Here is a 26,632-nt window from a genome sequence, read left to right as displayed (position 1 = left end):
GCTGATTAGTGTTGTGCTGCAGCGTGGTTGCGGCGCGCCCAGCGGCGGCGGCTCCAGTGGCGGAACTTGTCGAGCTGCAGGTAGATCACCGGGGTAGTGTACAGCGTGATCAGCTGGCTGACGATCAGTCCGCCGGCGATCGAGATGCCCAGCGGCTGCCGCAGCTCGGCGCCATTGCCGCTGATCAGGGCCAGCGGCAATGCGGTGAAGAGTGCCGCAAGCGTGGTCATCAGGATCGGGCGCAGGCGCAGCAGGCAGGCTTCGTGGATGGCGTCGCGCGGGCTCGCCCCGGTTTCCCGCTCTATCTGCAGCGCAAAATCCACCATCAGGATGGCGTTCTTCTTGACGATGCCGATCAGCAGGAACACGCCGATCAGCGCGATGATGGAAAAGTCGGTATGGAACAGCATCAGTGCCATGACTGCGCCGATCCCGGCCGAGGGCAGCGTCGACAGGATGGTCAGCGGATGGATGGTGCTTTCGTACAGCATGCCCAGCACGATGTAGATCACCAGGATGGCGGTGAGGATGAACAGGGGCTGGTTGCTGAGCGTGTCCTGGAACAGTTTGGCCGTGCCCTGGAAACCGCCCTGCACGGTGCCGGGCAGGCCGATCCTGGCCATCTCCACCGCGATCGCCTGCTGTGCCTGTCCGAGCGACGCTCCCTGGGCGAGGTTGAACGAGATCGTCGAGGCGGCGAACAGGCCCTGGTGGTTGACCTGCAAGGGCGTGGTGTCCTGCTCGTAATGCGCCAGTGCCGACAGCGGCACGCGCTGGCCGCCGGCGGAGATCAGGTAGATGTCCTCAAGCGCGTCCGGGCGCTGCTGGTATTTGGCGTCCGCCTCCATCACCACGCGGTACTGATTCAGCGGTGCGTAGATGGTCGACACCAGGCGCTGGCCGAAAGCATCGTTCAGCGTCTGGTCGATGGTGTTCACCGAGATCCCGTACCGGGCCGCTGCTTCCCGGTTGACGACCAGCTCGATCTGCAATCCCTTGCTCTGCTGGTCGGTGTTCACCTCGGTCAGGATGGGGATGCGATTGAAGGCGGCCAGCACGCGCGGTTCCCACTCGCGCAACTCGTTCAGGTTGCCGCTCTGCAGCGTGTATTGGTACAGCGCAGGCGAAGGACGGCCGCCCGCACGGATGTCCTGCACCGGCGACATGAACACCTGGGCGCCGGAGATGCCGCTCAACTTGCGCCGCAGCCTGGCGATGACCCCGGTCGCATCCGGACGCTCCGTGTAGGGCACCAGGCTGATGAAGATGAAGCCGCCGTTGGCGCTGCCGCCGCCGGTGAATGCCACGACATTCTGGATCGCCGGATCCTTCCTGATGATATCGACGATGGCCTGCAGCTTCTGCGACATGGCCTGGAACGAGATCGCCTGGTCGGCCTGGATGGTGCCGATCATGACGCCCGTATCCTGGGTGGGGAAGAAGCCCTTGGGCACGATCTTGTACAGATAGACATTCAGCGCGATGGTGCTGAAGAACACCACCAGCATCAGCCGGTGATGCCTGAGCGCCCAGGTCAGGCTGCGGTCGTAGCCGTGCAGCAATTTCGCATAGCCGCGCTCTCCCCATGCCGCGATGCGGCCAGGCTGGCGGTCCTTGCGCGGCTTGAGCAGGCGCGAGGCCAGCATCGGGGTCAGCGTGAGCGAGACCGCCAGCGAGATGAAGATGGCGATGGACAGCGTGGCGGCGAATTCGCGGAACAGGCGGCCGATGATGCCGCCCATCAGCAGCACGGGCAGGAACACTGCGGCCAGCGACAGCGTCATCGATACCACCGTGAAGCCGACTTCGCGCGCCCCGCGCAGCGCTGCCTGCATCGGCGGAACGCCTTCCTCGACGTGGCGCATGATGTTCTCCAGCACCACCACGGCATCGTCGACCACGAAACCGGTGGCGACGATCAGCGCCATCAGCGACAGGTTGTCCAGGCTGTAATCCAGCAGGTACATGGCGGCGAAGGTGCCGACCAGCGAAATGGGTACGGCGATGGCCGGGATGAGCGTGGCGCGCCAGTCGCGCAGGAACACAAAGACCACCAGCGCGACCAGCAGCACCGACAGGATCAGCGTGTGTTCGGAATCCTTCAGCGAGGCGCGGATGGTGACGGTGCGGTCCGACATCAGGTGCACGTCCACCGCCGGCGGCATCGAGGCCTCGAATTCCGGCAGCGCCGCCTTGATCGACTCGACCGCATCGATGATGTTGGCGCCCGGCTGGCGCGAGATGATCAGCTGGATCGAAGGTTCGCCGTTGGCCATCCCCATGTTGCGCACATTCTGGCTATCGATGCCGACATGCGCGACCTGGTCGAGCCGCACCGGGATGCCGCTGCGATAGGCCACGATCACCCGATCGTATTGTTCGGGAAGCGTGAGCTGGTCGTTGGCCTGGATCTGCCAGCGATTCAGCGCGTCCTCGACCGCCCCCTTGGGGGCATTGATGTTGGCGGTGGCGATGGCCTGCCGCACCTGCTCCAGGCTCAGTCCCATGTTGTTGAGCTGGTCCACATCCAGATCGACCCGCACCGACGGCAGCGCGCCGCCGCCCACGGTCACCTGTCCGATGCCCGGCAGCTGCGAGATCTTCTGCGCCAGGATGGTCGAGGCGGCATCGTACAGCTGGCTGCGCGACAGGCTCTTCGAGGTCAGCGACAGGATCATGATGGGCGCATCGGCCGGATTGACCTTGCGGTAGGTCGGATTGCCGGTCATGCCGGTGGGCAGCATGGGCTGCGCCGTATTGATGGCGGCCTGCACTTCGCGTGCCGCATCGTTGATGTTCTTCGACAGGTCGAACTGGATGGTGATGTTGGTCGAGCCCAGCGAACTGGACGAGGTCATTTCAGTGATACCGGCGATGCGTCCCAGCGCGCGCTCCAGCGGTGTCGCCACGGTCGCCGCCATCACGTCGGGGCTGGCGCCGGGCAGGTTGGCATTCACGTTGATGGTGGGAAAATCCACCTGCGGCAGCGGTGACACCGGCAGCAGCTTGAAGGCAATGGCACCGAGCAACACCACGGCCACCGCCAGCAGCGTCGTCCCCACCGGGCGGCGGATGAACAGGGCGGAGAAACTCATCCTCCGCTTCCTTGCGCAGGTGCCGCGCTGCCGAAGCGGGCTTTCCAGCGGGCGGCGAGGCGGTCGAACGCGAGGTAGATGACCGGGACGGTGAACAGCGTGAGCAACTGCGACAGCAGCAGTCCGCCGACCAGCGTGATGCCGAGAGGCTGGCGCAGTTCGGCACCCATGCCGCCGCCGACGATCAGCGGTATCGCGCCGAACAGCGCGGCGAACGTGGTCATCAGGATCGGCCGCAACCGCAGCTGCGCCGCCTGCAGGATGGCCTCGGCGGGCGGCAGGCCCTGCTGGCGCTGCGCATCCAGCGCGAAGTCGACCATCATGATGGCGTTCTTCTGCACGATGCCGATCAGCAGGATGATGCCGATGATCGCGATCACCGTCAGGCTGTTGCCCGACAGCATCAGCGCCAGCAGGGCGCCGATGCCGGCCGACGGCAGGGTGGACAGGATGGTGACCGGATGCACGAAACTCTCGTACAGCACGCCAAGCACGATATACATGGTGGCTACCGCCGCCAGCAGCAGCCATAGCTGGTTGGAGAGTGCCGCCTCGAAGGCTGCCGCCGCACCTTGCATCTTCAGCGGCACCGAGGCGGGCAGGTTCAATTCCTGCTGCGCTTCGCGTACCGCCTGCACGGCGGCCCCGATCGAGACGCCGTGCGCCAGGCCGAAAGAGATCATGGCGGCCGGGAACTGGCCGAGGTGGCCGATCTCCAGCGGCCCGTTTCTCTGTTCGATGCGCGCCACCTGCGAAAGCGGCACCGGCTGCCCGCTGCTCGACAGCAGATAGATGCTGTTGAAACCGTCCAGCCCCTGCCTGTCCTGCGTATCGAGTTGCAGGACCACGCGGTATTGCGTCGACTGGGTGAAGATGATGGAGATCAGGCGCTGGCCGAAGGCGCTATACAGCGCGCCGTCGATGGCGGCCACGCTGATGCCCAGGCGCGAGGCGGTGTCGCGGTCGATGTCCAGGAAGGCCTGCAGCCCTTCGTTCTGCAAGCTGCTGGTCACGCCGGTGAATTGCGGCATGCCGCGCAGCTTGTCGAGCATCGCATGCGTCCAGGTCGACAGGTCTTCCATGCTGGTTGCGGTGATGCTGAACTGATAGGGGCTGCGGCTGACGAGATCGTCTATGGTCAGGTCCTGCACCGGCTGCAGGAAGGTCTCGATGCCGGCAACCTGGGCGGCCCTTTGCTGCAGGCCGGCGATGATGCCCGCGACGCGATTCTCGCGCTGTTCCAGCGGCTTCAGGTTGATCAGCATGCGGCCGCTGTTCAGGGTGGCGTTGCTGCCGTCCACGCCGATGAACGACGAGACGCTCTGCACGGCGGGATCGGCCAGCAGCGCGTCGACCAGCGCCTGCTGGCGGCGGTTCATTTCCTGGAACGAGATGCTTTGCGACGCGACGGTGATGCCGCGTATCAGGCCGGTGTCTTCCACCGGAAAGAAACCCTTGGGGATCGCGATATACATCAGTACGGTCAATACCAGCGTGCCGAACGCGATCCAGAGCGTCAGCCGCTGATGCCCCAATACCCGGCGCAGTGCATTGCCGTAGGCGGCAATCAGCTGGTCGAACAGATGCTGGCTCCAGCGCAGCAGCCCGCCCTGCCGTTCTTCCGGCACGTGGCTCAGCAAGCGCGCGCTGAGCATGGGGGTGAAGGTCAGCGACACCGCAGCGGAGATCAGGATCGCCACCGCCAGCGTGATGGCGAATTCGCGGAACAGGCGCCCAACCACGTCGCCCATGAACAGCAGGGGGATCAGCACAGCGATCAGCGAGAAAGTCAGCGAGATGATGGTGAAGCCGATCTGCTTTGCCCCCTTGAGGGCGGCCTGCATCGGCGGTTCGCCTTGCTCGATGTAGCGGGCGATGTTCTCGATCATCACGATCGCATCGTCGACCACGAAGCCGGTGGCGATGGTCAGTGCCATCAACGTGAGGTTGTTGATGGAGAAGCCGAACAGGTACATCACGCCGAAGGTGCCGATCAGCGAGAGCGGCACTGCCATGGCCGGGATGAAGGTGGCACGTGCGTTGCGCAGGAACAGGAAGATCACCATCACCACCAGCGCGACCGACAGCATCAGCTCGAACTTCACGTCGGTGATCGCCGCGCGTATGGTCACGGTGCGGTCGGAGAGCACCGTCAGGTCGGTGGCACCGGGCAGGCTCTGCCGCAGTTGCGGCAGGATCTGCTGGATGTGGTCGACCACCGCGATCACGTTGGCGCCCGGCTGGCGCTGCACGTTGATGACGATGCCCGGCTTCCGGTTGACCCAGGCGGCCAGCAGCGCGTTTTCCGGTCCCTGCACCACGGTCGCCACATCGCCCAGGCGCACCGGCGCTCCCTTGTTGTAGGAGATGATGAGGTTGCGGTAGTCCTGCGCTGATTGCAGCTGGTCGTTGGCATTGATGGTCAGCGCGCGGTCCGGCCCGTCGAAGCTGCCTTTGGGCGTGTTGACGTTGGCGGCGACGATGGCCGCCTGCACGCTGGCCAGGCTCAGGCTTTGCGCGGCCAGCATGCGGCCGTTGACCTGCACCTGCACGGCCGGACGCTGGCCGCCGCTCAGCGTCACCAGTCCCACACCCGGCACCTGCGAGAGTTTCTGCACCAGCCGGGTATCGGCGATGTCCTGCAGCTGGATCAGCGGCAGCGTGTCCGAAGTCAGGCCCAGCGTGATCACCGGCGCATCGGCCGGATTGACCTTGGCATAGATGGGCGGCGTGGGCAGGTCGGTCGGCAGGAAGGTGGTCGCCGCATTGATCGCCGCCTGCACTTCCTGTTCGGCTACATCGAGCGCCAGGCTGAGGTCGAAGCGCAGCGTGATGACCGATGCGCCGCCCGAACTGCTGGACCACATCTGCGACAGTCCCGGCATCTGTCCGAATTGCCGCTCCAGCGGCGAGGTGATGGAGGAGGTGATGACGTCCGGGCTGGCGCCGGGATAGAGCGTGGTGACCTGGATGGTCGGATAGTCCACTTCGGGCAATGCCGATTGCGGCAGCAGGCGGTAGCCGACGAAGCCGGCCAGCAATACGGCCACCATCAGCAGGGTGGTGGCGATGGGGCGCAGGATGAAGATGCGCGACGGACTGGCGTCGACGGGCGCCGCGTCTTCGGCAAAATCAGTTGCGGATTCCGTCAATGCGTTGCCGCGCGATTCCGGCCGGCTGTCGGCGGAGCGGGGGGCTCCCGAGCCGCCCGGTTCATTCGGCGTGTTTTCGCCACTCATGAACCCGATCCCCGATGCTGTTCGGCTCCTGCTTTTTCGTTTTTCATCGGTTTGCCCGAACCGCCTGCTGCGGCTGCCGTGCTGGAATACTGGGCCACGACCTGGACCTTGCTGCCGCTTCTCAGGCGGTCCAGCCCGTCGGTGACGACACGTTCACCCGGCTGGAGCCCGGCGGAGATGGCGGTGTAATCCTGGTTGCTGGCGCCTGTGGTGACCGGGCGCACCGACACCTTGTCGCTGCTGTCGATTACATACACATAACTGCCGGAAGCACCCGAGGCAATGGCTGCCGACGGCACCACGATGGCCTGCTCCAGCGTGTCGACCAGCAGGCGCACATTCACGAACTGGTTGGGGAAAAGCGACATGTGCGCATTGGCGAATTGGGCCTTGATCATCACGGTGCCGGTGGCGGCATTGATCAGGTTGTCCACTGCAATGACCTTGCCGGTGTCGAGCAGGGTGGTGCGACGCTGGTCCCAGGCCTGTACCGGCAGGGTGGTGCTGCGCATGCGGCTGAGCACTGCGGGCAACTGGTTCTGCGCGATGGCAAAGGTCGCGGTGATCGGCTGCACCTGGGCGATGGTGACGATGGGGGTCGAGGCGGATGCAGTGCCGGTCAGCACGCTGGCACCGCCGCCGATGGCTCCGCTGGTCCCGACCATGTTGCCCACATCGACCTGGCGCAGGCCGGCGATGCCCGAGCCGGGCGACGTGATGCGCGTCCAGTCGAGCTGCAACTGCGCATTGTCGACGGCCGCCTTGTCGGCGGCGACAGTGCCTTTCAGCTGCGCCACAGTGGCGCGCTGATCCACGACTTGTTGCACTGCGATGGAATCTTGCGCCAGCAAGGTCTCGTAGCGTTCTAGGTCGGCCTGCGCGCCCGCAAGCTGGGCCTGGTCGCGCATCAGCTGGGCCTGAGCCTGTTCAACCTGGATGCGGAACGGCTGCGGATCGATGGTGGCCAGAACCTGTCCTGCCTTGACCGCCTGCCCTTCGCGGAAATTCACGCTTTGCAGCAATCCCGCCACGCGCGGCATGACGTTGACATAGTTGAGCGGTATCACCGTGCCCTGCACGTCTATCCATACCGGCATGGCTTGCTGCTGCGCTGTCGTCGCCGTGACCGGAATGGGGGGCGGGGTTGCGCCCGGGGGGCTCTCGCCATCCTTGGCGAAGGTGTAGATCGAAGTGCTCAGCGCCAGCGAGATGCTGACTACCCCAAGGATCCCGTAACCCCGAGCAGTCCTGGTCAGGCTGTGCAGTTTTTTGCGGAATTCGGGAGATCGGGATGTGGATGGCATAAATATATTCGATGTATGAACGCAGGGGTGGCCGAACACGATGTCGATCGATTATATGCGACCGATACGGCAGCCGCTAACGATTGCCCGTTATTATCGGCACTTGGGCGCCAGGTCGTGGGCGAAAATTGTATCGGAATTGTATCAGGGGGATTTGGCTGACCTGGCTGGCGCAAGGATCGTCGCCGACCGATTCAAGTTTCTCGTGCGGAAGGTCGTGGTTGATAAGTTGAATAAACAAACAGCATCTGTTGGATGGTAAAAAGCCCGGCGGGTAAAGCCGGGCTTTTTATGCTGTTGGTGGAGGCGGGGGGAATTGAACCCCCGTCCGCGAGCCCTCTACAGGCAGTTCTACATACTTAGTCTGGTTATTTGATTTTATCCTGCAGACGCCAACCGACAGGCTGCTACAGGACGAGTCACCTTAATTTTAGCTTCGTACAAAGTAACCCTGCACGACACGATTCCGTGTAAATGACCTCACTCATCGCAGCCTTGCGGCCTTGAGCCCCTCCACGGACAGCGGGGTGTGAGGTCTAACCGGTTAAGCGGCTAGAGCGTACTTTTCGTCGTTTGCGACTATTGGTTTTCCAGCTGATTTACGAGGTGGCGGGTCCTCGGTATGCCCTGCGCTGCTTTGCAACCCACGTCGAAGCCAGGTCGCCCCCGGTTCGGTTTGCTGCTAACAGGGCTGCATTGTAGCAGTTTTACTTCGGCTTGTTGAGCAGGTGGCGGGCGAAGTGGCGGTCGGCCTTGGTGGCGTGGGAGGCGAACCAGTCGAGCAGCAACAGTTCGGTGCGGAAGGCCAGATAGCGGCAGTCTTCCGTGTTCTTGCGGGCTTTCTGTTCCAGCTCGGTGAAGTTTTCGATGAACCGCTTATGCTCCTGGATGTGGCCATCTGCGAACGGGTAGTTGTGCTCGTGCATCAGCTTTTCTTCGAGCGGAAAGAGATGTTGGGCATGCTGGGCAAGGAAGGTGAATATCTCGCCGAAACCGTCGCAATTATCCTGATCGATCCGTACCGTAAGCGTGTTGATTCGTTCCATCAGCAGGCGGTGTGCCTCGTCGACTTCCGGCACGCCGGTGCGCTGCTCTTCTTTCCAGACCAGCCCGCTTTGCAGTTCGCCCGTGCCAAAGTGCTGCCCGGTGGCCTGGTATTCATAGCAGCGTTCCAGGTAGATGAGGGCGGGGAAGTCGTCGGGAGAAATGTCGATGCATTGCTTGAACAGCGGAATAGCCTTGGCGATGTCTTGCAGGTGGTAATAGGCGACGGCCTTTTCAAACACCGGCAGGGCGTCGCGTTTGCTTTGCCGCAATTCTTCCGGGTCGCTGTTGAAAACCTCGTAGATCGAGAGCGGCTGGGATTTCCCTTTCACGCGGATGCGATCCAGAAAGCGGATGTCGTATTTTTTCGGGTCGGCCAGGTCGTACAGGGTGTTCTGGCTGATGATGAGGGGGGAGTGATAGGTCTTGGTGGCCTCTTCCAGGCGAGCGGTGAGGTTGACCGCATCGCCGATCACCGTGCTGTCCATGCGGTTGATGCCGCCTACCGTGCCGATCATCACCACGCCGGTGTTCAGGCCGATGCCGATGTGAATCGGGGTGTAGCCTGCGCGTTCGCGTCCGGCATTGTAGTAGCCCAGGCGTTCGAGCATGGCGATGGCGCCGCCAACGGCATCGTCAGCGCCGTGCTCGAACAGCGCCATGATGGCGTCGCCGATGTATTTGTCGATGATGCCGCGATGCCGGCTGATGACGGGTTCCATCTGGCTGAGATAGGAGTTGATGAACTCGAAGTTCTCGGCCGGCGTCATGGATTCGGACAGCGGGGTGAAATCGCGGATGTCGGAGAACATGATGGTCATCTTGCGTTCGACCTGATCGCCGAGCTTGACGTCGACGATGCTCTTGGCTTCCAGCAGGTTGAGCAATTGGTGCGGAACCAGACGTCCGTAGGCCGTCTCGGTCTGTTGCAGAAGAGCCAGCGCTTGTTGGTGGGCGATGATGACCTTGTGCAGGATCTCCTGGATGCTGTCCTGTGTCGGATTGATTGGGATGTCTTCCCCGCTGCGCCCTTCGTTCATGCTCTCCCGTCCAACATTCTCGTTATGGCGGGCATCATACCGCTGTTCATGTCTGGATGTAACGCAGCAAGGCAAAGGGGGCCGGCACGCTGCCCGCGGCCGGCCAGGCGGAAAGATCAGCCGCCGGGTCGATATATCCGTATGCGGCGATGATGCCGGTCATATCGGCAGCCTGCGCCGCTTCCATATCGCGCAGGTCGTCGCCCAGGTAGAGGCAGTGCTCGGGTGCGACACCGATCAGCCCGGCGGCATGCAGCAGCGGCATCGGGTGCGGCTTGGCGCGCGCGCAGGTGTCGCCGCTGACCAGGCAGGCGGCGCGCTTGGCATAACCGAGCTTCTCCATCAGCGGTACGGTGTAGCGATGCGGCTTGTTGGTGACGATGCCCCATGGCAGGTCGTGCCGCTCCAGTTCGGCGACCAGTGCTGCCATGCCCGGGAACAGTACGGTGTGGTCGCAGATGTGCTCCTCGTAGTGCTGCAGGAAGGCATCGCGCATCGCGTCATAGCCCGGCGCCTCTGGTTCCACGTCCATCGCCAGCTTGAGCAGGCCGCGCGAACCGTGCGAAGCCTGCGGGCGGATGGTCTCGACCGGCAGCGGCGCCAGGCCATGTTGCGCCCGCACGTGGTTGGCCGCCGCGCCCAGATCGGGGGCGGTGTCGGCGAAGGTGCCGTCCAGGTCGAAAAGAACCGCTTCAATCACGTCGGCAGGCGATCATGTAATTGACGCTGGTGTCGTGCCCGAGCGAGTAGGTCTTGTTCATCGGGTTGTAGCTCATGCCGGTCACGTCGAAAACGTTCAGGCCGGCATTGCGACACCACTGTGCCAGTTCGGAAGGTTTGATGAACTTGGCGAAATCGTGCGTGCCGCGCGGCAGCAGGTTGAGGATGTATTCCGCCCCCAGTATGGCGAACAGATATGACTTTGGGTTGCGGTTGAGGGTGGAGAAGAACACCTGCCCGCCCGGTCTGACCAGTTTGGCACAGGCGGCGACCACGCCCGCAGGATCGGGCACATGCTCCAGCATTTCCATGCAGGTCACCGCGTCGAACTGGCCTGGGCGTTCTGCCGCCAGCTCTTCCACCGCCACCTTGCGATATTCCACCTGTTTCCCGCTTTCCAGCAGATGCAGTTTGGCAACTTGCAGCGATTTGTCGGCCAGGTCGATGCCGGTCACCCTGGCACCCAGCCCGGCCATGCTCTCCGACAGGATGCCGCCGCCGCACCCGACGTCGAGCACGGCCTTGCCGGAGATCGAGGCGAGGCGGTCGATGTAGCCCAGGCGCAAGGGGTTGATCTCGTGCAAGGGCTTGAATTCGCTGTTCGGATCCCACCATTTGTGGGCAAGTTGGGAGAATTTTTCCAGTTCGATGGGGTCGGCGTTGGACATGGTTAGAGCCTCTGTTTGCGAGTAAGTGACTTTAACAAATCTCCCGACCTATGGCCAAACAAACAAGGCGGCCGGCGAATAGCCGGCTGGTAAAGGGGGGCGGAGCGAGATGTTACTGCGTAAGCAGCGGATTGCGGGAGCGGCCGCGTGCAGACTCTCCCGCACTGTCGGCCCCGCAGTACCGTGTCAAGGCTCTGTGCTAGAATGCGGACTTCGTTTTGTTGCCCCGTCGTCTTCTTTAATCGGGGGTCAATTTATAGGTCGCTCATGGAACTATTCGCCAAAGAAACCCTGCCAGTCAGCCTTGAAGAAGAGATGCGCAAGTCCTATCTGGACTACGCGATGAGTGTGATCGTCGGCCGTGCGTTGCCGGATGTCCGCGACGGCCTGAAGCCGGTGCACCGGCGCGTGCTGTTCGCCATGCATGAGCTGTCCAACGACTGGAATCGCGCCTACAAGAAATCGGCGCGTATCGTCGGCGACGTCATCGGTAAATACCACCCGCACGGCGACACCGCGGTGTACGACACCATCGTGCGCATGGCGCAGGATTTCTCGCTGCGCTACACGCTGGTGGACGGTCAGGGCAACTTCGGCTCGGTGGACGGCGACAACGCAGCGGCGATGCGTTATACCGAGATCCGCATGGCGAAGATCGCGCATGAACTGCTGGCCGATCTGGACAAGGAAACGGTCGATTTCGGCCCCAACTACGACGGTTCCGAGCATGAGCCGCTGGTGTTCCCGGCGCGCTTCCCCAACCTGCTGGTGAACGGTTCATCCGGCATCGCCGTGGGCATGGCGACCAACATCCCGCCGCACAACATGACCGAGGTGGTGGATGCCTGCCTGGCGCTGTTGAAGAATCCGGAGATGGATATCGAGCAATTGATCGAGCTCGTGCCCGCCCCGGATTTCCCGACCGCCGGTTACATCTATGGCCTGGCCGGGGTGAAGGAAGGTTATCGTACGGGCCGCGGCCGCGTGGTGATGCGTGCCCGCACCCACTTCGAAGACATCGGCAAAGGCGACCGCCAGGCCATCATCATCGACGAACTGCCCTACCAGGTGAACAAGGCCAATCTGCTGATGAAGATCGGCGAGATGGTGCGCGAGAAGCGCATCGAGGGGATCTCCGAGATCCGCGACGAATCGGACAAGTCCGGCATGCGCGCGGTGATCGAGCTGAAGCGCGGCGAGAACGCCGACGTGATCCTGAACCAGCTGTACAAAGACACCCAGATGCAGGACAGCTTCGGCATCAACATGGTCGCCATCGTCGACGGCCAGCCCAAGCTGCTGAATCTCAAGCAGGTCATCGAGGCGTTCCTGCGCCACCGCCGCGAAGTCGTCACGCGCCGCACCATATTCGAACTGCGCAAAGCGCGCGAACGCGGCCATATCCTGGAAGGCCTGGCGGTCGCGCTGTCCAACGTGGACGAGATCATCGCGCTGATCAAGGCAGCCCCGACGCCGCCCGATGCGAAACGCGAACTGATGGCGCGCGGCTGGCGCTCGTCGCTGGTCGAGGACATGCTGTCGCGCGTCAGCGATGCCTCGCGTCCGGAAGGCCTGGCACCGGAGTTCGGGCTGGTGAAAGGCACCGGCTATTTCCTCTCCGATGCGCAGGCTCAGGCCATCCTCGAACTGCGTTTGCAGCGCCTGACCGGGCTGGAGCAGGACAAGATCGTCGGCGAGTACCGCGAGGTGATGGACAAGATCACCGACCTGCTCGATATCCTGGCCAAGCCGGCCCGGGTGACGCAGATCATCGGCGACGAGCTGGTCACCATCCGCTCGCAGTTCGGCGACAAGCGCCGCAGCGAGATCATCACGCATACGCAAGACATGAGCATGGAAGATCTCATCGCGCCGGAAGACGTGGTGGTCACCATGTCGCACGGCGGTTATATGAAGGCGCAGAAGCTGGATGAGTACCGCGCGCAGAAACGCGGCGGCCGCGGCAAGCAGGCCACGGCGACCAAGGAAGACGATTTCATCGACAACCTGTTCATCGCCAATACCCACGACTACATCCTGTGTTTCTCCAACCGCGGCCGCGTTTACTGGCTCAAGGTCTACGAAGTGCCGCAGGGCACGCGCATCAGCCGCGGCAAGCCGATCGTGAACCTGTTGCCGCTGGAGCCGAACGAGAAGATCAACGCCATCCTGCCGGTGAAGGAGTTCGCCGAGGATAAGTTCATATTCTTCGCGACCAGCGAGGGCACGGTGAAGAAGACCCCGCTGTCCGATTTCGCCAACCCGCGCAAGGCCGGCATCATTGCCATCAGCCTGGACGAGGGCGACTTCCTCATCGGCGTGGCGATCACCGACGGCAAGCACGACGTGATGCTGTTCTCGGACGAGGGCAGGGCGGTGCGCTTCGACGAGGATGACGTGCGCGGCATGGGCCGCAACGCACGCGGCGTGCGCGGCATGAACCTGGCCAAGGGCGGCAAGGTCATCGCCCTGCTGGTGGCCGAGAACGAAGAGCAGTCGGTGCTGACCGCGACCGAGAACGGTTACGGCAAGCGCACGCCGATCACCGAATACACGCGCCACGGGCGCGGCACGCAGGGCATGATCGCGATCCAGACCTCCGAGCGCAACGGCAAGGTGGTGGCCGCGACGCTGGTCAGGCCGGAAGACGAGATCATGCTGATCGGCACCAATGGCGTGCTGATCCGCACCCGCATCAACGAGATCCGCGAGATGAGCCGCGCCACCCAGGGCGTGACGCTGATGAATCTGGAGGATGGCGAGAAGTTGGCCGGCTTGAGCCGCATCGCCGAAACGGAAGAGGAAGAGGGCGGCGAATAAATGACGATATTCAATTTTGCAGCTGGCCCTGCCGTATTGCCGCATGAGGTGCTGGAGCAGGCGCGCGAGGAACTACTCGATTGGCGCGGCACCGGCATGTCGGTGATGGAGATGTCGCACCGGGGCAAGGAATTCATGGGGATCGCTGCCGAGGCCCATGCCGACCTGCGCGAGCTGATGGCTATTCCCGAGAATTACAAGGTGCTGTTCCTGCAGGGCGGCGCCACCATGCAGTTTTCGATGGTTCCGCTCAACCTGCTGCGCGGCAAGCTTTCCGCCGATTATGTGAACACCGGTATCTGGTCGAAGAAGGCCATCGATGAGGCGAAGAAGCTTTGCTACGTGAACGAGGTCGCCAGCAGCGCCGACAAGTCATTCAGCTATGCCCCAGGCTTTGCGCAGTGGAAACTGGACAAGGAAGCGGCCTACGTGCACTACACGCCCAACGAGACCATCGGCGGCGTCGAATTCAATTGGGTGCCCGATACCGGCAAGGTGCCGCTGGTGGCGGACATGTCATCCAACATCCTGTCGCGCCCCTGCGACGTGACGCAATTCGGCCTCATCTACGCGGGGGCGCAGAAGAACATCGGGCCCGCCGGCGTGACCCTGGTGATCGTGCGCGAAGACCTGATCGGGCACGCGCCTGCGGGGCTGCCGACCATGCTGGACTACAAGACCCACGCCGATAACGATTCGATGTACAACACACCGCCGACCTACGGTATCTACATGGCGGGCCTGGTGTTCAAGTGGCTGAAGAAGAATGGCGGAGTGGCGCAGATGGAAAAGACCAATATCGCCAAGGCCAGGCTGCTTTACGGCGTGATCGACGCCAGCGACGGTTTCTATACCTGCCCGGTGGCGAAAGCCGACCGCTCGCGCATGAACGTGCCGTTCAGGACACGCGATGCGGCGCTGGATGCGGAGTTCCTCAAGCAGGCGGATGCGCGTGGCCTGTTGCAGCTCAAGGGCCACAAGCTGGCAGGCGGTATGCGCGCCTCCATTTACAATGCCATGCCGCTGGCCGGTGTGCAGGCGCTGGCAGATTTCATGGGCGAATTCGCCCGTAGCAAAGGCTGAGTCTGATGGCCGACGAACTGAAAAAATTCCGCGAACAGATCGACCGTATCGACGACGAGCTGCTCAGGCTGTTCAATCAGCGCGCTGCGCTGGCGCAGCAGATCGGCCACGTCAAAGGCAACGGTGCGGTGTTGCGTCCCGAGCGTGAGGCGCAGGTGCTGCAACGCATGGTGCAATCGAATCTCGGTCCCTTGTCGGGCCAGGGTGTGACCCAGTTGTTCACCGAAGTGATGTCGCAATGCCGTGCGCTGGAGGCGCCGCTGCGCGTGGCGTATCTGGGGCCGCACGGCACTTTCAGCGAGGCTGCCGTGTTCCAGCGTTTCGGCCAGGCTACCGACGGGCTGCCGACGGAATCCATCGATGCCGTTTTCGCTGCCGTCGAGAACGGTGCGGCAAATTACGGTCTGGTGCCGGTCGAGAATTCCACCGAGGGGGCGGTCGGACGTACGCTCGACCTGCTGCTGAACAGCAACCTCATGATCTGTGGTGAGGTGATGTTGCAGGTGCACCAGTGCGTGATGTCGAACGAGAACGATCTCTCGCTGATCCGCAAGGTCTATTCGCATCCGCAGTCGTTCGGGCAGTGCCAGGGCTGGCTGAATGCGCATCTGCCGCATGCCGAGCGCATCACCGCATCGAGCAATGCCGATGCGGCGCGGCTGGCGGCGGAGGAGTCGTTTGCGGCGGCAGTCGCCGGCGAGCAGGCGGCGGAGCATTTCAAGCTGAAGGTGCTGGCACGCAATATCGAGGACGATGCGCGCAATACCACGCGCTTCCTGGTCGTCGGCAAGCAGGAGGTTGCGCCTTCCGGCAGGGACAAGACTTCGCTGGCGATGTCGGCGGTGAACCGCCCCGGTGCGATGCACGACCTGCTCGCCCCGTTCGCGAACAATGGGGTTTCCATGACCAAGCTGGAGTCGCGGCCGTCGCGTACCGGGCTGTGGGAATATGTGTTCTACGTCGATATCGAAGGGCATCAATCGGATGCCAAGGTCGCCACTGCGCTAGCTCAGCTCAAGCAGATCGCCGCTTTCGTCAAGGTGCTGGGTTCCTACCCGGTCGCCGTTTAACAGTTTCAGCAAGCAAGGTATCAAATGAATTATTGTGATTTAGCGCCATCCTATATACGTTCCATTGCGCCTTACCAGCCGGGCAAGCCGATCTCCGAGCTGGAACGCGAACTGGGCATCACCGGTATCGTCAAGCTGGCTTCGAACGAGAACCCGCTGGGCGCAAGCCCGGCTGCCGTGGCCGCGATGCAGAACGCGATCAAGTCCATTGCGTTGTATCCGGATGGCAACGGTTTCGAGTTGAAAGACGCGCTGGTGAAGCGCTACGAAGTGGCGCATGCCAATATCACGCTGGGGAACGGCTCGAACGACCTGCTGGAATTGGCGGCGCGCGCATTTCTTGCTCCCGGCGACCGGGTGGTTTATTCGGCGCATGCCTTTGCCGTGTATGCCTTGGCGACGCAAGCAGTCGGTGCGACCGGTATCAGCGTCCCGGCAGCCGAAGGATACGGTCATGACCTTCCCGCGATGCTGAAGGCGGCCAAGGATAACAAGGTGAAGATTGTCTTCATTGCCAACCCGAACAACCCGACCGGCACATTCCTGATGGCGGACGAGTTGCAGGCGTTCATGCGCGGACTGCCGCCGGAGATTCTGGTGGTGCTGGACGAGGCTTATAACGAATATTTGCCGGAAGAAAAACGTTACGACAGCGTGAGCTGGATGCAGCAGTTCCCCAACCTCATCATCACGCGCACTTTTTCCAAGGCTTATGGCCTGGCGGGCCTGCGGGTGGGATATGCGCTGGCGCACGAGCAGGTGACGGACATGATGAATCGCGTGCGGCAGCCGTTCAATGTGAACAGCGTGGCGCAGGCCGCGGCGGTGGCGGCATTGCGCGACGTGTCCTTCGTCAAGAAGACGCTGGAACTGAACCAGCGCGGGATGGTGCAGGTTACCGAGGGCCTGACCAGACTGGGGCTGGAGTACATCCCTTCGTTCGGCAACTTCGTGGCGTTCCGTATCGGCAACGCCACGGCGATGTACCGACGCTTGCTCGAACTGGGCGTGATCGTGCGTCCGATAGCCAACTACGATATGCCGGACTGGCTGCGCGTGAGCATCGGTCTGGAAAGTGAGAATGCAAAATTTTTAGCAGCGCTGGAAAGAGCAATCAGCCAGCAAGCACATGGAGAGAGCAAATGATCATCGTCATGGGAAGTGAAATCACCGACGCACAAATCGACACGGTGGTGAAAAAGATTGAAGCGGCCGGCCTCAAGGCCAATATCTCGCGCGGCGTCGAGCGTACCGTCATCGGCGCGATCGGCGACGAGCGCAAGCTGGATGCCGAGATGTTCACCTCGCTGCCGGGGGTGGAATCGGCGATGCATATCGCCAAGCAATACAAGATCGTGTCGCGCGAGTCGCACAAGCAGAACACCGTCATCGACATCGCCGGCGTCCCTCTTGGCGGCAACCAGATACAGATCATCGGCGGTCCCTGCTCGGTGGAAACGCAGGATCAGATGGATCTGTCGGCCAAGTATGTGAAAGAAGCCGGTTGCCGCCTGATGCGCGGCGGCGCGTTCAAGCCGCGCACCAGTCCGTATGCCTTCCAGGGGCACGGCGTGGAGGGGCTCGACATGTTCCGCAAGGCGGCTGACAAATTCAAGCTGCCCATCGTCACCGAGCTGATGGATGCGCGTCAGATCGACGCCTTCATAGAGTACGACGTGGATGTGATCCAGATCGGTACCCGCAACATGCAGAACTTCGATCTGCTCAAGGAGGTCGGCCACATCAACAAGCCGGTCATCCTCAAGCGCGGCATGTCGGCGACCATCTCGGAATGGCTGATGGCGGCGGAATACATCGCCGCCGGCGGCAACCACAACATCATCTTCTGCGAGCGCGGCATCCGCACCTTTGAAACCGCCTACCGCAACGTGCTGGATGTGACGGCGATCCCCGTGCTGAAGAAAGAGACCCACCTGCCGGTGATCGTCGACCCGTCGCATGCAGGCGGCAAGGCCTGGATGGTGCCGGCGCTGTCGCAGGCGGCCATTGCCGCAGGCGCGGACGGCCTGCTGGTCGAGATGCATCCCAGCCCGTGCGATGCGTGGTGCGATGCCGACCAGGCGCTGACCCCGGACGAATTGAAGAAGCTGATGGGTACGCTGGGCGGTATCGCGAAGGCGATCGGCCGCTCCCTGTAAACCATGCAGCCAGCCTTTCGCAAGGTCGTCATATTCGGCGTGGGGTTAATTGGCGGCTCGTTCGCTCTGGCTTTGCGCAAGGCGGGAGCAGTGTCCGAAGTGGTCGGCTTCGGGCGCAGTACCGCGACGCTGGAACAGGCCATGCAGCTGGGCATCGTGGACCGTATCGGCAGCGATATCGCCGGCGAAGTGGGCGATGCCGATCTGGTGCTGCTTGCCACCCCTGTGGCGCAGATGGGCGAAATCTTCGCTCGCATCGCTCCGCATCTCGGTGCGCATACGCTGGTCACCGACGGCGGCAGCACCAAGGGCGATGTGGTCGCGGCAGCTCGGGCCAATCTGGGTGACAAGCTGCCGCAGTTCATTCCAGCCCATCCCATCGCCGGCGCGGAGAAGAGCGGGGCCTCTGCGGCGCAAGCCGATTTGTACCAAGGCAAGAAAGTGGTGCTGACGCCCTTGCCGGAAAACCCCGGAGAATCTGTGGCACGCGTGCGCAAAGCATGGGAGTGGTGCGGTGCGGTGGTCAGCGAGCTGACTCCGCAGCAGCACGATGCGGTGTTCGCGGCGGTGAGCCATCTGCCGCATCTGCTGTCGTTTGCGCTGGTGCATGATCTGGCGCAACGCGACAACCGCGACCAGTTGCTCTCGTTCGCCGCCAGCGGCTTCCGCGATTTCACCCGTATCGCTGCCAGTTCACCGGAAATGTGGCGCGACATCTGCCTCGCCAACCGCGATGCGATGCTGCGGGAGCTGCTGCAATATGCCAATGAATTGCATGTGCTCTACCAGGCGCTGGAGCAGAGCGATGCCGCCAAGCTGGAGGAGGTTTTCAGCGAAGCGCGCAAAGTGCGCAGTGCCTGGACGCAACAATAAGTTGCGTCATTCCGGCGCAAGCCGGAATCCAGCGGCTTTATTAAATATGCTTTTGGTTTTGTCCCGCGTTGCGGGGAATGATTTTAATGTCTGGATTCCGGCCTGCGCCGGAATGACGGAATCTTGAAAGTGCAACATGACTCATTCTGAATTCCTTGAACTGCCTCCTTTGATGTCTGCGCGCGGCACCGTGCGTCTGCCCGGATCCAAGAGTATCTCCAATCGTGTGTTGTTGCTGGCGGCGCTGGCGCAAGGCACGACGACAGTGCGCGACCTGCTGCACTCGGACGATACTGAGCGCATGCTGGATGCGCTGCGCACGCTGGGTGTTGTGGTGGAGTCGCTAGGTGACAATGCCTATCGCGTAACCGGTTGCGGCGGGAACTTTCCAGTTAAACAGGCAAAGTTATTCCTTGGCAATGCAGGTACCGCATTCCGCCCTCTGACAGCCGCATTGGCCTTGTCCGGCGGCAGCTATGAGTTGTCCGGTGTGCCACGCATGCATGAGCGTCCTATTGGCGACCTGGTAGATGCATTGCGCCAACTCGGCGCGGACATCCGCTATCTGGGCAATGAAGGTTTTCCGCCGTTGCAGATTTCTCCCGCCAAATTGGTGGGCGACACGGTGAAAGTGCGCGGTGATGTGTCTAGTCAATTTCTCACTGGCTTGTTGATGGCGTTACCGCTGACCGGGAAGGCTGTGAATATCGAAGTGGTGGGCGAGTTGATTTCAAAACCGTACATCAAGATCACGTTGGCGATGATGGCGCACTTCGGCGTCAAGGTATGGCCGTGGTCAATTGTTGAGGGTGAGCTGGATTGGCAACATTGTGTTGTGCCCGGCGTGCAGCGTTATCAAAGTCCCGACACGATTTACGTGGAGGGCGACGCTTCGTCCGCCTCATATTTCTTAGCAGCTGGCGCTATTGGCGGCGGGCCGGTGCGCATCGAAGGCGTGGGGCGTGTCAGTGTACAAGGCGATGTGCGTTTTGCTGATGAATTGAGTCGGATGGGTGCGCGAATTGAGAAGGGTGAGAATTGGATGGAGGTACATGCGCCCGCGAGCGGCAAACTCAAAGCCATCGACCTCGACTGCAACCACATCCCCGATGCTGCGATGACGTTGGCCGTGGCAGCGCTGTTTGCCGACGGCACGACCAGATTGAGCAACATCGCCAGCTGGCGCGTGAAGGAAACCGACCGCATCGCGGCGATGGCAACCGAATTGCGCAAGGTAGGAGCAACAGTGGAAGAAGGTGCGGATTACATTCGCATCACGCCGCCTGCACGGATCAAACATGCTGCCATCGACACTTATGATGACCACCGCATGGCGATGTGCTTCTCGCTGGCAGCGTTTGGCGGTGCCGGTGTGCGCATCAACGATCCGAAGTGTGTCGCCAAGACCTTCCCCGAATATTTCGCCGAGTTTGCCAAAGTGACGCAGGCCGTGCCGGTCATCGCCATCGACGGTCCGTCTGCCTCCGGCAAGGGCACGGTGGCGCAACGCGTGGCGACGGCTTTGGGTATGCATTATCTGGACAGCGGTGCCTTGTATCGTTTGCTGGGACTGGCGGCACAGAAGCGCGGCATTGCCCTGGAAGCGGAAGACAAATTGGCAGAACTGGCCGGGCAGGTGGATATCCGCTTTGAGGGTGAGGGTATCTGGCTGGATGGGGTGAAAGTAGGCGACGAATTGCGTACCGAGGAAGCCGGGGCGGCGGCTTCCAGAATTGCGGCCTTGCCCAAGGTGCGCGCGGCCTTGCTGGATAAACAACGGGCATTCCGCCGTGCGCCTGGGTTGGTGGCGGACGGGCGCGACATGGCATCGGTGGTATTCCCCGACTCGGTGCTGAAGATATTCCTGACCGCCAGCGCGGAAGCGCGCGCAGAGCGCAGATATAAACAGTTGAAAGAAAAAGGGATGAGTGCTAATATCGCCGCCCTTTTGCAAGATATACGGGCGCGCGACGAGCGAGATACTCAACGTAGCGTGGCTCCTTTGCAACAGGCGCAAGGTGCGAGCTTGCTGGATACAACCCCGCTGAACATCGAGCAGGCAGTCCAGGAAGTGCTAAGTCGCTACCGTGCGGTGAAGTGAAACACGCGAAGCACGTTTACCTCCTCGCCCGCATGCGGGAGGGGATTGAGGTGAGGGAGCTGGCACGTTGTTTCAAAGGCGGGTGATTTCATTTGCCCGCAGGAGTCCAGATAGAGCCTTTCTGTCTGGGTTGACTAACTAACCCCCGCTCATCACGGGATTGTCCTCAAGGTATACCAAAATGACTGCAGTAGCTGATATGGAAAGTTTTGCTTCCCTGTTTGAAGAGAGCCTGAACCGCAAGGAAATGCGCGCAGGCGAATTGATCACCGCCCAAGTCGTTCGCGTCGAGCAGAACGTGGTTGTGGTGAACGCCGGATTGAAATCCGAAAGTTTTATTCCCGTTGAAGAATTCAAGGATGCCCAGGGCAACATCGAGGTCAAGGCCGGGGACTTCACCACTGTAGCGATCGAATCGCTGGAGAACGGTTATGGCGAAACGCGCCTGTCGCGCGAGAAGGCCAAGCGCCTGGCAGCCTGGATCGATCTGGAACAGGCGATGGAAGAAGGCCGCATCGTTGAAGGTTACGTCAGCGGCAAGGTCAAGGGCGGCCTGACTGCCATGGTGAACGGCATCCGTGCCTTCCTGCCCGGTTCGCTGGTGGATACCCGCCCGGTCAAGGACACCACGCCGTACGAAAACAAGACCATGGAACTCAAGGTCATCAAGCTGGATCGCAAGCGCAACAACGTGGTGGTGTCCCGCCGCGCCGTGCTGGAAGCATCGCAGGGTGCCGACCGCGAGTCCCTGCTGGAAAACCTTAAAGAAGGCGCGATCGTCAAGGGTATCGTCAAGAACATCACCGACTACGGTGCGTTCGTCGACCTGGGCGGTATCGATGGCCTGCTGCACATCACCGATCTGGCATGGCGCCGCGTCAAGCATCCGTCCGAGGTGCTGTCTGTCGGTGACGAAGTCGAAGCCAAGATTCTCAAGTTCGACCAGGAAAAGAACCGCGTTTCGCTGGGCATCAAGCAGATGGGCGACGATCCGTGGAACGGTCTGGCACGTCGCTACCCGCAAGGCACACGCCTGTTCGGCAAGGTGACCAACTTGACCGACTACGGTGCATTCGTGGAAATCGAGCAAGGTATCGAAGGTCTGGTGCACGTGTCCGAAATGGACTGGACCAACAAGAACGTACATCCTTCCAAGGTTGTTGCCCTGGGCGACGAAGTCGAAGTGATGATCCTCGAGATCGACGAGCAGCGCCGCCGTATCTCTCTGGGCATGAAGCAGTGCAAGTCCAATCCATGGGACGATTTCGCTCTGAACCACAAGAAGGGCGACAAGGTTAAGGGCGCGATCAAGTCGATCACCGACTTCGGCGTGTTCATCGGCCTGGAAGGCGGCATCGACGGTCTGGTGCACCTGTCCGACCTGTCCTGGTCCATCCCCGGCGAAGAAGCCGTGCGCAACTACAAGAAGGGCGACGAACTGGAAGCGCTGGTTCTGGCCATCGACGTCGAGCGCGAGCGCATCTCCCTGGGCGTGAAGCAACTGGAAGGTGATCCGTTCGGCGGCTACGTTTCCGGCCACGACAAAGGCGCTGTGGTTACCGGTACCGTGAAGTCGCTGGATGCCAAGGGTGCCGTAGTGATGCTGGAAGGCGACGTGGAAGCCTACCTGAAGGCCTCCGAAGTTTCCGCCGACCGCGTGGAAGACATCCGCAACCACCTGAAGGAAGGCGATACCGTCAAGGCCGTCATCATCAACGTGGACCGCAAGAACCGCGGCATCAACCTGTCGATCAAGGCGCTGGACAAGGCCGACACGGCAGCGGCGATGCAGAAGTTCGCTGCGGAAAACACCAGCAGTGCGGGTACGACCAATCTGGGCGCCTTGCTCAAGGCAAAACTGGATTCCAGCAAGGCTGAAGCGCAATAAGGAGCGGAGATGACACGTTCTGACCTTATCGCCAGGCTTGCGGATCGTTACACGCAGCTGCTCGGCAAGGATGCCGAGCTGGCGGTGAAGGTGATTCTGGACAGCATGTCGGCGACCCTGGCGCGCGGTGGACGTATCGAGATCCGCGGCTTCGGCAGTTTTGCCTTGAACTACCGGCCGCCGCGCCTAGGACGCAATCCCAAGTCCGGCGACAAGGTTCAGGTACCTGCGAAGTACGTCCCGCATTTCAAGGCTGGCAAGGAACTGCGCGAGCGGGTGGATTATCCTTCTGCCTGATGCAGTTCTGATGTGATCCGATTGGCGGCCTATCGCAAGATGTGCCGCCAATTTTTTATCTGTTCGTGCTATCGTTGCGCACCGTTTTTCGGGTGAAAAAATCATCATGCGATACCTGGTCTGGTTGCTGCGTGTCATGCTGTTCCTGTTGTTGCTGGGATTTGCGGTCAAGAACGACCAACCCGTCGTGCTGCGTTATTTCTTCGGTTATGAATGGCAGACTTCGCTGGTGGTAGTGCTGCTGTGTTTCTTTGCGCTCGGCGTGGCAGTCGGCCTGTTGGCCATGCTGGCAACACTGTTCCGTCAGCGCGGCGAACTCTCGGCCGTCAGGCGCGAGTTGAAACTGAAGAACAAACTGTCGGAAATCGACGCGCAACGCTCGCCTATTCAACCTCTCTGAGATATTGCACTAATGGATTTTGAACCGTGGATGTTGCTGGTATTCCCGCTCTTTTTCGGCATGGGCTGGCTGGCGGCACGCATCGACATCAAGGAATTGATCACCGAGTCCAGCGCCTTGCCGCGTTCGTATTTCCAGGGACTCAATTTCCTGCTGAACGAACAGCAGGACCAGGCCATCGAGGCTTTCATCGAAGTGGTCAAGGTCGATCCGCAGACGGTCGAATTGCACTTCGCACTGGGCAGCCTGTTCCGTCGCCGCGGCGAAGTGGATCGCGCCATTCGCATGCACCTCAACCTGGTCGAGCGCGCCGACCTGGAGGAGGACCGGAAGCAGCAGGCGTTGTTCGAACTGGCGCAGGATTACCTGAAGGCGGGCATCCTGGATCGGGCCGAAGCTGCGTTCCAGGGGTTGCACGGCACACCTTATGAAAAGGAAGCGCTCGATTTCCTGCTGGAGATCTACCAGAAAGAAAAAGACTGGCTCAAATCCATCGACATCAGTCAGCGACTGACTGCACTGACCGGAGAGCAGCACAGCAAGGAAGCGGCTTTCTATTATTGCGAACTGGCGGCAAGCGAGCTTGCTGCCAAGCAGACAGATGCCGCCGTGGTGCATCTGGAACAGGCGCTTGGCGTCAATCCGCAGAGCGTTCGCGCCAGCATCATGCTGGGGGATATCGAATTGGCCGCGGGCAGAACCTCCCAGGCCATCGATATATGGAAACGGGTGGAGCAGCAGGATGCGCAATACCTGCCGCTGGTGGCCGAACGCCTGCTCCAGGCGTACCGCCAGAACGGCGATGAAGCTGCCGGCGTGGCACTGTTGCAGGGGTATCTGCAGAAATATCCTTCGCTGGACCTGATGAATGTGCTGTTTGCCGTCCTCGTCCAGCGCGACGGGGCGGAAGCGGCTTACCTGATGGTGCGCAACGAACTGAAACGGAATCCGACCCTGCTGGGCTTGGACAAGCTGCTGGAAGCGCGGCTGCTGGATATTGCCGGGGAGCGCCGTGCCGACCTCGAACTGGTGAAAGACCTGATCTATCAGCGTACGCGCGGACTGGCGATGTACCGCTGCAAACATTGCGGATTCAAGGCGCGCCAGTTCTATTGGCATTGCCCGGCATGCCACAGCTGGGAAAGTTATTCCCCCAGACGCAGCGAAGAGAACGGAGTTGCGATATGAGCGATCCCAAAGTTATCGTTGCCCTGGATTTCCCCCAAGCCCAGACCGCGCTGGCATTGGCGCAGCGTCTGGAGCCGTCGCTATGCCGTGTGAAAGTGGGCAAGGAACTGTTCACTGCGGCCGGTCCGCAATTGGTCGAGCAGTTGCAGCAACGCGGGTTCGAAGTGTTCCTTGATCTCAAATTCCATGACATCCCCAACACCACGGCCCAGGCATGCAAGGCCGCCGCGGCCATGGGGGTGTGGATGGTGAATGTGCACGCATTGGGCGGAAAGCGCATGATGGATGCGGCGCGCGAAGCATTGGCGAATGCCGTGCATCGGCCCAGGTTAATTGCCGTGACCGTGCTTACCAGCATGGCGCAGGAGGATCTGCATGGCATCGGCATCAATGCCAGCCCGGCCCAGATGGTGCCGCTGCTGGCAGGGTTGGCGCATGACAGCGGCCTGGATGGCGTAGTGTGTTCGGCGCAGGAAGCGCCTGTATTGCGCAAGCAATGCGGCAAGGCTTTCTGCCTGGTCACGCCCGGCATACGCCCGGCGAATGCCGCGGCAAACGACCAGTCGCGCATCATGACCCCGCGTGCTGCGCTGGAGGCTGGCTCCAGTTACCTGGTGATCGGACGTCCGATCACCCAGGCTCCCGATCCGTTACGGGCATTGCAGGATATTTTGAGTGAGATAGGAGACATGGCATGAAGCTGCCATCGTTCGATAAGGCGAGAGTTCTGGTGGTTGGCGACGTGATGCTCGATCGCTACTGGTTCGGTGACGTGACACGCATCTCGCCGGAAGCGCCGGTGCCGGTGCTGAAAGTCAGCAAAGTGGACGAGCGCCCCGGCGGCGCCGCCAACGTGGCGCGCAACATCGCCTCGCTCGGAGCGCACTGCACCTTGTTGTCGGTGGTCGGCGCGGATGAGGCGGGAGATTGCCTGCAACGATTGCTGACGGAGCAAGGCGGGGTGGAAGCGCTGCTGCACCGCGATGCAACCATTTCAACCATCGTCAAGCTGCGCGCCATCGCCCGTCACCAGCAATTGCTGCGCATCGATTTCGAGACGCCGCCCAGCCACGAGGTGTTGAATGCCAAGCTGGCCGACTTTCATGCCAAGCTGCCGCAGGCCGATGTGGTGGTGCTATCGGACTACGGCAAGGGCGGGCTGGCGCATATCGCCGAGATGATCAAATCGGCACGCGCGGCAGGCAAGCCGGTACTGGTCGATCCCAAGGGGGACGACTATGCGCGCTATCAGGGCGCGACCCTGCTCACGCCTAACCGGAGCGAATTCCGCGATGTGGCGGGCGGCTGGAAGGACGAGGCGGAGCTGAGTGCCAAGGCACAGAAGTTGCGGATGGAGCTGAACCTCGACGCATTGCTGGTCACGCGCAGCGAGGAGGGGATGTCGCTGTTCCGCAAGCAGGATGTGCTGCACGAACCGACCCGTGCCCGCGAGGTGTTCGACGTGAGTGGTGCCGGCGACACCGTCATCGCGACGCTGGCGGTCATGCTGGCGAGCGGTGCGGATATGGTCGAGGCTGTACGTATCGCCAACCGGGCGGCGGGCATCGTCGTGGGCAAGCTGGGCACGGCGGTCGTTTCGCGCGATGAGATCGTTAAGGACATTGGGGAATAGGCAAGCAAGA

19 protein-coding genes and 1 other RNA gene are annotated in these 26,632 nt (G+C 61.7%); 13 read left to right on the top strand and 7 right to left on the bottom strand.

What is annotated here, in order from left to right; genetic code table 11:
* Positions 1–5: 5 nt before the first annotated feature.
* The 7 genes from L6418_RS08915 to ubiG form a co-directional block, all read right to left on the bottom strand.
* Entirely contained in the window at positions 6–3,095 is a 3,090-nt protein-coding gene (locus L6418_RS08915) for a multidrug efflux RND transporter permease subunit (RefSeq protein WP_237246574.1), read from the bottom strand.
* On the bottom strand, positions 3,092–6,334 hold the full coding sequence (locus tag L6418_RS08910) for an MdtB/MuxB family multidrug efflux RND transporter permease subunit (RefSeq protein ID WP_269807802.1): 3,243 nt from the start codon (positions 6,332–6,334) through the stop codon (positions 3,092–3,094). The genes L6418_RS08915 and L6418_RS08910 overlap by 4 nt, the downstream gene beginning before the upstream one ends.
* Complete coding sequence (locus L6418_RS08905; RefSeq protein WP_237246573.1) at positions 6,331–7,638, bottom strand: efflux RND transporter periplasmic adaptor subunit; 1,308 nt, start codon at positions 7,636–7,638, stop codon at positions 6,331–6,333. The genes L6418_RS08910 and L6418_RS08905 overlap by 4 nt, the downstream gene beginning before the upstream one ends.
* A 298-nt stretch (positions 7,639–7,936) precedes the next feature.
* Positions 7,937–8,306, bottom strand: a transfer-messenger RNA (tmRNA) gene (gene ssrA, locus L6418_RS08900).
* A gap of 39 nt (positions 8,307–8,345) precedes the next feature.
* A complete protein-coding gene (locus tag L6418_RS08895) occupies positions 8,346–9,722 on the bottom strand; it encodes a hemerythrin domain-containing protein (RefSeq protein ID WP_237246572.1) in 1,377 nt (458 codons plus the stop codon).
* Between the two features lie 46 nt (positions 9,723–9,768).
* Positions 9,769–10,422 carry an HAD-IA family hydrolase gene (locus L6418_RS08890; RefSeq protein WP_237246571.1) on the bottom strand — a complete coding sequence of 218 codons (654 nt, stop codon included), beginning with the start codon at positions 10,420–10,422 and terminating at the stop codon, positions 9,769–9,771.
* A complete protein-coding gene (ubiG, locus tag L6418_RS08885) occupies positions 10,415–11,110 on the bottom strand; it encodes a bifunctional 2-polyprenyl-6-hydroxyphenol methylase/3-demethylubiquinol 3-O-methyltransferase UbiG (RefSeq protein WP_237246570.1) in 696 nt (231 codons plus the stop codon). Before ubiG ends, L6418_RS08890 begins: the two co-directional genes overlap by 8 nt.
* 267 nt (positions 11,111–11,377) lie before the next feature.
* Here ubiG and gyrA point away from each other — a divergent pair, with 267 nt between their 5' ends.
* From gyrA to rfaE1, 13 genes are all read left to right on the top strand, one after another.
* Complete coding sequence (gene gyrA / locus L6418_RS08880; protein WP_237246569.1) at positions 11,378–13,930, top strand: DNA gyrase subunit A; 2,553 nt, start codon at positions 11,378–11,380, stop codon at positions 13,928–13,930.
* Entirely contained in the window at positions 13,931–15,013 is a 1,083-nt protein-coding gene (gene serC / locus L6418_RS08875; protein WP_237246568.1) for a 3-phosphoserine/phosphohydroxythreonine transaminase, read from the top strand. It abuts the gene before it with no gap.
* Between the two features lie 5 nt (positions 15,014–15,018).
* Complete coding sequence (pheA, locus tag L6418_RS08870; RefSeq protein ID WP_237246567.1) at positions 15,019–16,083, top strand: prephenate dehydratase; 1,065 nt, start codon at positions 15,019–15,021, stop codon at positions 16,081–16,083.
* 24 nt (positions 16,084–16,107) lie between these two features.
* A complete protein-coding gene (gene hisC / locus L6418_RS08865; RefSeq protein WP_237246566.1) occupies positions 16,108–17,229 on the top strand; it encodes a histidinol-phosphate transaminase in 1,122 nt (373 codons plus the stop codon).
* Positions 17,226–18,242 (top strand): 3-deoxy-7-phosphoheptulonate synthase, encoded by a 1,017-nt coding sequence (gene aroF / locus L6418_RS08860; protein ID WP_237246565.1) that lies wholly within the window; start codon positions 17,226–17,228, stop codon positions 18,240–18,242. Before hisC ends, aroF begins: the two co-directional genes overlap by 4 nt.
* A gap of 3 nt (positions 18,243–18,245) precedes the next feature.
* Positions 18,246–19,115 carry a prephenate dehydrogenase/arogenate dehydrogenase family protein gene (locus L6418_RS08855; protein ID WP_237246564.1) on the top strand — a complete coding sequence of 290 codons (870 nt, stop codon included), beginning with the start codon at positions 18,246–18,248 and terminating at the stop codon, positions 19,113–19,115.
* Positions 19,116–19,251: 136 nt separating this feature from the next.
* On the top strand, positions 19,252–21,216 hold the full coding sequence (locus L6418_RS08850; RefSeq protein WP_237246563.1) for a bifunctional 3-phosphoshikimate 1-carboxyvinyltransferase/cytidylate kinase: 1,965 nt from the start codon (positions 19,252–19,254) through the stop codon (positions 21,214–21,216).
* 181 nt (positions 21,217–21,397) lie between these two features.
* A complete protein-coding gene (gene rpsA / locus L6418_RS08845; RefSeq protein WP_237246562.1) occupies positions 21,398–23,104 on the top strand; it encodes a 30S ribosomal protein S1 in 1,707 nt (568 codons plus the stop codon).
* 9 nt (positions 23,105–23,113) lie between these two features.
* Positions 23,114–23,401: an integration host factor subunit beta gene (locus tag L6418_RS08840; RefSeq protein WP_237246561.1), complete on the top strand. Its 288-nt coding sequence runs from the start codon at positions 23,114–23,116 to the stop codon at positions 23,399–23,401.
* 106 nt (positions 23,402–23,507) lie between these two features.
* A complete protein-coding gene (locus tag L6418_RS08835) occupies positions 23,508–23,801 on the top strand; it encodes a lipopolysaccharide assembly LapA domain-containing protein (protein WP_237246560.1) in 294 nt (97 codons plus the stop codon).
* A gap of 12 nt (positions 23,802–23,813) precedes the next feature.
* Positions 23,814–24,989, top strand: a complete 1,176-nt coding sequence (gene lapB / locus L6418_RS08830; RefSeq protein WP_237246559.1) for a lipopolysaccharide assembly protein LapB — start codon at positions 23,814–23,816, stop codon at positions 24,987–24,989.
* On the top strand, positions 24,986–25,687 hold the full coding sequence (gene pyrF / locus L6418_RS08825; RefSeq protein WP_237246558.1) for an orotidine-5'-phosphate decarboxylase: 702 nt from the start codon (positions 24,986–24,988) through the stop codon (positions 25,685–25,687). Before lapB ends, pyrF begins: the two co-directional genes overlap by 4 nt.
* A complete protein-coding gene (gene rfaE1, locus L6418_RS08820) occupies positions 25,684–26,622 on the top strand; it encodes a D-glycero-beta-D-manno-heptose-7-phosphate kinase (RefSeq protein ID WP_237246557.1) in 939 nt (312 codons plus the stop codon). Before pyrF ends, rfaE1 begins: the two co-directional genes overlap by 4 nt.
* Positions 26,623–26,632: the final 10 nt, after the last annotated feature.

Origin of the sequence: Sideroxyarcus emersonii (assembly GCF_021654335.1) — a bacterium.
Lineage (GTDB): Bacteria > Pseudomonadota > Gammaproteobacteria > Burkholderiales > Gallionellaceae > Sideroxyarcus > Sideroxyarcus emersonii.
The sequence above is the reverse complement of the archived record's forward strand: the minus strand, read 5'-3'. Positions and strand labels throughout refer to the sequence as shown.

Excerpts from the sequence above, each read along its gene's own strand:
- L6418_RS08915 (WP_237246574.1), bottom strand. The coding sequence starts at position 3,095 with ATGAGTTTCTCCGCCCTGTTCATCCGCCGCCCGGTGGGGACGACGCTG.
- L6418_RS08910 (WP_269807802.1), bottom strand. The coding sequence starts at position 6,334 with ATGAGTGGCGAAAACACGCCGAATGAACCGGGCGGCTCGGGAGCCCCC.
- L6418_RS08905 (WP_237246573.1), bottom strand. The coding sequence starts at position 7,638 with ATGCCATCCACATCCCGATCTCCCGAATTCCGCAAAAAACTGCACAGC.
- L6418_RS08895 (WP_237246572.1), bottom strand. The coding sequence starts at position 9,722 with ATGAACGAAGGGCGCAGCGGGGAAGACATCCCAATCAATCCGACACAG.
- ubiG (WP_237246570.1), bottom strand. The coding sequence starts at position 11,110 with ATGTCCAACGCCGACCCCATCGAACTGGAAAAATTCTCCCAACTTGCC.
- gyrA (WP_237246569.1), top strand. The coding sequence starts at position 11,378 with ATGGAACTATTCGCCAAAGAAACCCTGCCAGTCAGCCTTGAAGAAGAG.
- serC (WP_237246568.1), top strand. The coding sequence starts at position 13,931 with ATGACGATATTCAATTTTGCAGCTGGCCCTGCCGTATTGCCGCATGAG.
- pheA (WP_237246567.1), top strand. The coding sequence starts at position 15,019 with ATGGCCGACGAACTGAAAAAATTCCGCGAACAGATCGACCGTATCGAC.
- hisC (WP_237246566.1), top strand. The coding sequence starts at position 16,108 with ATGAATTATTGTGATTTAGCGCCATCCTATATACGTTCCATTGCGCCT.
- aroF (WP_237246565.1), top strand. The coding sequence starts at position 17,226 with ATGATCATCGTCATGGGAAGTGAAATCACCGACGCACAAATCGACACG.
- L6418_RS08855 (WP_237246564.1), top strand. The coding sequence starts at position 18,246 with ATGCAGCCAGCCTTTCGCAAGGTCGTCATATTCGGCGTGGGGTTAATT.
- L6418_RS08850 (WP_237246563.1), top strand. The coding sequence starts at position 19,252 with ATGACTCATTCTGAATTCCTTGAACTGCCTCCTTTGATGTCTGCGCGC.
- rpsA (WP_237246562.1), top strand. The coding sequence starts at position 21,398 with ATGACTGCAGTAGCTGATATGGAAAGTTTTGCTTCCCTGTTTGAAGAG.
- L6418_RS08840 (WP_237246561.1), top strand. The coding sequence starts at position 23,114 with ATGACACGTTCTGACCTTATCGCCAGGCTTGCGGATCGTTACACGCAG.
- L6418_RS08835 (WP_237246560.1), top strand. The coding sequence starts at position 23,508 with ATGCGATACCTGGTCTGGTTGCTGCGTGTCATGCTGTTCCTGTTGTTG.
- lapB (WP_237246559.1), top strand. The coding sequence starts at position 23,814 with ATGGATTTTGAACCGTGGATGTTGCTGGTATTCCCGCTCTTTTTCGGC.
- pyrF (WP_237246558.1), top strand. The coding sequence starts at position 24,986 with ATGAGCGATCCCAAAGTTATCGTTGCCCTGGATTTCCCCCAAGCCCAG.
- rfaE1 (WP_237246557.1), top strand. The coding sequence starts at position 25,684 with ATGAAGCTGCCATCGTTCGATAAGGCGAGAGTTCTGGTGGTTGGCGAC.